6 protein-coding genes are annotated in these 7,050 nt (G+C 37.0%); 1 reads left to right on the top strand and 5 read right to left on the bottom strand.

Annotated features, from left to right (window positions below):
- Positions 1-151 precede the first annotated feature (151 nt).
- From VNJ50_RS03200 to VNJ50_RS03185, 4 genes are all read right to left on the bottom strand, one after another.
- Positions 152-2,311, bottom strand: coding sequence for a S46 family peptidase (locus VNJ50_RS03200; RefSeq protein ID WP_325578992.1), 2,160 nt, complete (start codon positions 2,309-2,311; stop codon positions 152-154).
- A gap of 169 nt (positions 2,312-2,480) precedes the next feature.
- Positions 2,481-3,137 carry an HD domain-containing protein gene (locus VNJ50_RS03195; protein ID WP_325578990.1) on the bottom strand — a complete coding sequence of 219 codons (657 nt, stop codon included), beginning with the start codon at positions 3,135-3,137 and terminating at the stop codon, positions 2,481-2,483.
- Positions 3,138-3,169: 32 nt separating this feature from the next.
- Entirely contained in the window at positions 3,170-4,159 is a 990-nt protein-coding gene (locus VNJ50_RS03190) for an acyl-ACP desaturase (RefSeq protein WP_325578988.1), read from the bottom strand.
- A 12-nt stretch (positions 4,160-4,171) separates the two neighbouring features.
- Entirely contained in the window at positions 4,172-4,909 is a 738-nt protein-coding gene (locus VNJ50_RS03185; protein WP_325578986.1) for a lysophospholipid acyltransferase family protein, read from the bottom strand.
- Between the two features lie 161 nt (positions 4,910-5,070).
- On the opposite strand from VNJ50_RS03185, the gene VNJ50_RS03180 reads away from it, so the two are divergent.
- Positions 5,071-5,463: an acyltransferase family protein gene (locus tag VNJ50_RS03180; protein WP_325578984.1), complete on the top strand. Its 393-nt coding sequence runs from the start codon at positions 5,071-5,073 to the stop codon at positions 5,461-5,463.
- 97 nt (positions 5,464-5,560) lie between these two features.
- Here the strand turns inward: VNJ50_RS03180 and VNJ50_RS03175 are convergent, their stop codons facing one another.
- Positions 5,561-5,971 (bottom strand): BrxA/BrxB family bacilliredoxin, encoded by a 411-nt coding sequence (locus VNJ50_RS03175; protein ID WP_325578982.1) that lies wholly within the window; start codon positions 5,969-5,971, stop codon positions 5,561-5,563.
- Positions 5,972-7,050 lie beyond the last annotated feature (1,079 nt).

Genomic DNA, 7,050 nt, shown 5'->3' with positions numbered 1-7,050 from the left:
TTTCCGGGACGTTAGAACGCAGATGACACAGATTGAGCTGATTTTTATCCACAACAAAAAATGCGAACCAATTAATTCAGTTCGCATTTTTTATTTCATCTTGGCTCGTCTTGCTTCTAGTATCTAAAAGCGAAGCGGTCTGTAGTACTATTTAAGATTGTCCACCAACAATGGTCAATTCATCAACAATATGTTTGGCATTAGAATATTTATCGATCAACCAAAGGACATATCTAATATCAACATTGATAGTACGTTGTAAATCGGCATCAAAAATAACATCACCGGCCATCGCTTCAATGTTTCCATCAAAAGCCAAACCGATCAATTCGCCTTTACCATTGATCACTGGCGATCCTGAGTTCCCACCGGTAATATCATTATCTGATAAAAAGTTTACGGAAAGTTCACCTCTTTCATTGGCATAGCGTCCATAATCTTTTTTGGCATACATATCCAACATGTGCTGTGGCAAATCAAACTCCAAATCGTTTGGTTTGTATTTGGCTACCATACCCTTTAAAGTAGTGTAGTTATTGAATTCAGCATCATTTTCTTTGTCACTTACCGGTAAAGCTCTTACTTTTCCATAGCTTAAACGTAAGGTTGAGTTGGCATCAGAATATCTGATTTTGCTCAAACCAGATTCGCGCAATCCAGCAACCAGTTTTCTGAACGCTGCTTGGAAATCATTTTCAGGTTGGATAAGGTGCTCCGGTTGTTCTCTGTACTTAGTTAGCAATTGGTTTGATAAAATGTACATCGGGTCATTTTCTAGCTTTGTCGCATCAGGATTTGCCAAAAAAGCAGTGATACTTTCTTTTGAAGTAAAAATACTGTTGTCAAACATAGATTCTACGTAAGCCGTAAAATCGTTGTTGTTTTGAGTACCTACTTCCTTTACGATTTCCGGAAGCGGATAATTTGTTTTTGAAGCATAAACATTCAATTGTTTTGCAAGAATTTCTTTTTCCAGAGGCAAGTGGTAGTTTTTATAAGTGCTTTCTATAAAGCCTTCCAATCTTGAAAGCATGTTTTCACGAGCGGCTTCATTGGCTTTAGCATATTGGTCCAATGCACTTCCTAATCTGTAAGGTAAGACAGCAAATTTTGAACCACGTATAAGTCCGTTTAAATAGTTGTCGTGCTGTGCTTTGTCATTGGTTAATTTGTAATAGGCGTTGATGTCAGAAATAACATTGCCATACGTAGCTTTGTTATTCTTTTTGTTTGCCCATTTGTCAAATTTGTTTTCAACTTCCGTTTTTGTGGCTACGGTTTTATGGGCGGTCAATGCCTCAATCATGCCACCACGGTTTTTCCAATAGTTGGCAATACTAGCATAAGATGAAGCGTACATTAAATTGATGGCTTCGTCATTATCCATATATTTTTTCATGACATCCATGCTTACTTTTGAACCTTCTACCCAAGCTGGATAAGCAAACTTTACGTTTTGCTCAACACCTTGCGCTGGCATCCAACGGTTGGTTCGTCCAGGGTAACCCAAGATCATGGCAAAGTCATTTTCCTTAACGCCGTCAATACTTACCGGTAGATGGTATTTTGATTTTAGCGGCACGTTGGCGGTAGAATATTCGGCCGGATTGCCATCAGCATCTGCATAAACTCTGAATAGAGCAAAATCACCGGTATGTCTTGGCCATTCCCAGTTATCGGTATCACCACCATATTTTCCAACACTTTCCGGAGGTGTTCCTACTAAACGCACATCTTTGTAATCTTCATATACAAAGTAGTAAAACTCATTGCCTTGATAAAAAGAACGTACAGAAACAGTGTATTTTCCACCTTCGTTATTTTCTTTTTCAATTTTAGAAATTTCTTTGTTGATGGCGGCTTCACGCTCTTTTTCGGTCATTTTATCATTGACTTGTGCTAAAATACGCTTAGAAACATCATCCATTCTTACAAAAAACCGAACGTATAAGCTTTCTGGTTTTAATTCGGCATCCAATGATTTTGCCCAATAGCCATCTTTTAAGTGGTTTCTGTCGGCAGTAGATAATTCTGCAATGGCATCATATCCACAGTGATGGTTGGTCAATACCAAGCCGTTTTCAGAAACAATACTTGCGGTACAACCACCATTAAATTGAACGATGGCATCTTTTAAACTTCGGTTGTTAATGCTGTAAATTTCTTCTGCAGTCAATTGAAGACCCATTTTCTGCATGTCTCTTTGGTTTAAGCGCTCGATGTGCATCAAAAACCACATCCCTTCATCAGCTTTTATGGCTGTCGAAAAAGTCAGCATAAAAATGGTGAGGGACAGTACTATTTTTTTCATGAAAATATTTTTTTTGTGAGCGCCAAAACTATTAAATTTTTAATTAGTTTGAATGCTATTTAACTGTTAAAACCATGTTATTTTTTTGATGATTTTAGGCGTTTAAGCCCTTAAAATTGAAGACAAACCAAGTGGTCTAGCTTATTTTTAAATAAAAATCTACAATAATCTATTTTTCGCCATTCCATTCGGCGTGAAATTGATCAAGAAATTGTTCCATATACGCGTGCCTTTCTTTGGCCATTTGCAACCCTGTTTTGGTATTCATCTTATCTTTAAGAAACAGCAGTTTTTCATAAAAATGATTGATGGTTGGTGCCGTTGACGCTTTATATTCGGCTTTGGTCATTTCTAAATTTGGCTTTATTGAAGGGTCAAAAAGTGGTCTATTCTTAAATCCGCCATAATTAAAGGTTCTCGCAATCCCGATCGCACCTATGGCATCCAAACGGTCAGCATCCTGGACGACATCCAGTTCTGGAGCTTTGAAGCTTTGTGGATTTTTTCCACCGGCAAACGAAATGTTTTTAATGATGTTGATAACGTGTTCAATAACATGATTTTCGATAGCAATGCTGCGCATAAAACTTTCTGCTATTTTGGGTCCAATGGCTTCATCGCCATTATGAAATTTACTATCGGCAATATCATGGAGAAGTGCGCCAAGTTTTACCACAAAAACATTTACATTTTCGTGTTTGGCAATCGTTAAAGCGTTATTATAAACGCGCTCAATATGAAACCAATCGTGGCCGCCTTCGGCATTGGCAAGTTGCTGTTTGACAAACGCGATGGTTTTATCAATTTGATTTTCTTTGATTTTCATACGGAATCAGCGTTCCACCTAATGCTTTTATCTTATTTTAAATGTGCCGGTTGCACCCATTTAAATTGATAGGAATTTTCAGGAATTTTAATGCGGTCTGCCAATCGTCTCATTCGGTCCGGAAGTTTCATCAGATAATCTCTTGCTTTCTCACCATCATCGGAAAGATTTTTGATGTTTCCTAAATCCCATCGTTTCACCAGTTTTTCCAAAATGTCCACATAATCGTTTGAGGTATAAACGCCAATACGTTGAGCGGTGTTTGAAAACTCTTCAAATGCAGTTCCAATCCTGTCACCAGATTCTCTTAGGAAATGCGCAGGCATGGTGATCTTTTGTTTCATCATGGTTTGAAATGCAACCATCATTTGATTGGGATCTACAGCAAAAATACGTTCTACAAATTCAGAGTAGGCATGGTGATGGCGCATTTCATCACCAGCAATCATATTGCACATTTTAAAAAGTTGACGGTTGCCTTTTTGTTTTGCAATTTTGGCCACGCGGTTATGCGAAATATAGGTGGCCAGCTCTTGAAAACTGGTGTAAACAAAGTTTTTATAAGGATCTCTATCTGTGCCAATATCAAATCCGTCGGCAATTAAGTGCTGGGTTGTGATTTCTATTTCCTTCATATTAACACGTCCGGATAAATAGAGATATTTGTTAAGGACATCGCCATGTCGGTTTTCTTCTCCGGTCCAATGGCGCACCCATTTTCCCCAAGCATTTCGTTCTACTTGATTGATGCCTTCTACATCCATGAGCCAAGATTCGTAAGTTGGCAACGCTTCTTCCGTGATCATATCGCCAACCATAACTACCCAAAAATCATAAGGTAATTCTTTGGATAATTCGCGGAGTTCCTTCACATCTTCATAAAACGAATCGCTTTCTGAATCGGGTAAAAAATCGGAGGGTTGCCAAATGCTATCCACCGGAATTAAGTATTTTTCAATGAGTGATTCAACATCTTTTTCAAGATATTGCATGACTTCCAAACGTATATTTTTTAATGACATGGTATTTGAAACTTAAGGGTGAATGTTTGAAGAAATGGTCTGCTCAACAGTCCGTATTAATTCTTCCTTATCTACAAATGTAGCAATTTTGAGAGGTTGATGTACTGTGAATATTAAATGATTTCCAATTCCCATGGGAAATTTTCCGTAGCGCAACATTTTCCAGGAATTGTTGATACTGATAGGAACGATGGTTCCAGATGGGATTTTTTTAATCAAAATTTCCAATCCTTTAGTTTGAAATGGTTTTGGAACCCCGTTTTTGCTTCGCGTTCCTTCTGGGAAAATCACTGCGGCACGATTGTTTTTTTCAATGTATTCCCCAAACTTCATAATAGCCGGTAAGGATTGTCTGGGGTTTTTACGATCGATTAATACCGAACCGCCATGTCGTAAGTTGTAGGAAACACTGGGAATGCCTTTGCCTAATTCTTTTTTGGAAATAAATTTTGGATGGTGTTTTCGCATATACCACGTAATGGGCGAAATGTCGTACATGCTTTGATGGTTGGCAACAATGATCAGTGGTTGGTTGGTGTCAATATCGTAAGGATTGATGAATGTAAAACGCGTGCCCAAGATATTTAGGCAACGCAACAGAAAAAACTGCAACCAATCTACGCTCAACTTATGCGCTTTATAGCCAAACAGATTAAAGCAAATCCATTGGATGGGATGGAATACTACAAGAGTGATTCCAAAAAAAATGAAATATATAACCGTTAGAGGGTAAGCCAATATTTTTTTCATGCTGCAAAATTAATAAAAATCAGTTCTAAAAACATACGGATATTATGCAATTCAGGTATTGCTATTCTTAAACCAATTTGTAAAATTACAGTTGAAACATTCATAAACTATTTTTAATTATATTTTAGCTTATAGATGTTTCCGGTTCAATTTTATTGATTTTGAAAAGTAGTTATAAGTTTAAAACCCTTGCAAAGTCGACCCCGCATAATGGGCAACAGAACTGGCTGGTCGATCCGTTATCGGTGGTTTTTTACTTTCCATTTTTAGTATCGTTGGGCGCAGGCGCAAGTTTGTCGGCCAAACATCATAAAATTAATAAGTTTTCTGGTGATATTTCTTATCCACTTTATATGACGCATTATCCATTTATGTGGGTATTTGCAAATTATGTGGTGGCCAAACAACCAAGTATGACCCAACTGGCTTGGGTGGTTCCAATTTCTACTATTTTGTTGATTATTTTGGCTTATCTGGTTTCTGAATTTATGGACTTGCCAATACGGCGTTATTTTACCCAAAAACTTAAGTCAGCAGCAAAACGGAAGTCTTAATAAAGTGTTTTTCAAAACTGTATAAATGCAAAAAACCACGGCAAATTTGTCGTGGTTTTTTAAAATTCAGAATAATGCTTTTTAAGCTTCAAATTTCTTAACAGTACTCGTTATAAGCATCTACAAGGTTTTCAGCAATCAATTCGGCTGGTCTTCCTTCAATGTGGTGACGTTCTAACATGTGTACCAATTCGCCATCTTTAAACAAGGCCATACTTGGTGAACTTGGAGGAAATGGTACCATGTGCTGTCTTGCTTGGCTAACCGCTTCTTGGTCAACACCTGCAAAAACGGTTACAATATGGTCAGGGCGTTTTGCATTTTGCAAACTCATTCGTGCTCCCGGGCGCGCATTGGCTGCCGCACAGCCACAAACCGAATTGATGACTACTAAGGTTGTTCCTTCTTTTGCTATCGCGGTATCTACGTCTTGAGCGGTGTGTAGCTCCTCAAATCCAACTTTTGTCAAGTCTTCTCGCATTGGTTTTACTAATTCTGCTGGATACATATATTTTAATATTTAAAATTAATAATTGGTCCCAAAGACTGGGATTGCAAAGGTACAAAAAAAAGCAGTATCCGATAGGTTAAGCTATATGAGTTTTGTATGGCGATCTGTACAAATGATTTGAAAATAAGCTATCCAAAGAAATGCACAGGTTTAAGTTTAAACCAAAAATTTATTTGGTACGCCTATGTTTTTCTTAGCCTTCTTTTTAATGGTTATTATCTTTTGAAGGTTTGGTTTAGCGGGTTAAATCTGCATTATAAATAACTTTAAAAAGTCAAACTATAATTTTTAAAATCCGCGTTTAAAAAAACGTATTAAGATACAACAGCATACTCAATAAAGCAATAGTGTGGCATGTATTGGCACCTATTGTCTGCTTTTTCCGATTTTGAGGGGGTTTTGTTCGAGTCTTGTTCGACACTTGTTCGAGTGAGCTTCGGTAAAATTCGATTTTTTGGGAGGAATGTCGAAGGATTGTCGAAGGAGGGCTAAAAGTGAGCGTTGGCAAGGGTTGCGGCCTGTGCCTTAATTTTGTGGACTATTAAAACAATAAGAATTTGACTACAAAAATAGTGTTGAATAAAATTCTTTAAAACAAACAGTATTTATTAGTGTAATGGGTATTATAAAACCATACAAATTGGGTTTATAAGGTCAAAAACATGCTGCATGTTATACGCGTAAATAATTGTTAATTACTGCGTTTAGAAGAATACTAAAAATCAAAAAAAATGATTAACTAGGGCGATAAATATGTTGTGCATAATTTCCATTTTTAAAAAGTTGTTTGGCAAAAGCACAAAACCAGTATTAAAATAAAAAAATCGGAATACCTGTTAGACGTGTATGAATCCGGAATAACATGTGAATTTCGCCGTGAAACTTATCATGTAAGGGCCAACGATTAAATTTGGACTTCGTTTTTTGAGTATCCATTGGGTTTCGTATTTTAAATATCCATAATGATACAAAATTGTAAACAATTAATAAATAGCCATATACAGGCTTGGATAGCTTATTGGAATTTCGCATATTTGTGAGTTATCTGCAACCCCTGAAAAACGACAGTGCAAATA

Origin of the sequence: Gelidibacter sp., from assembly GCF_035577925.1 — a bacterium.
Lineage (GTDB): Bacteria > Bacteroidota > Bacteroidia > Flavobacteriales > Flavobacteriaceae > Gelidibacter.
This window is presented reverse-complemented; position numbering and strand designations above follow the sequence as displayed.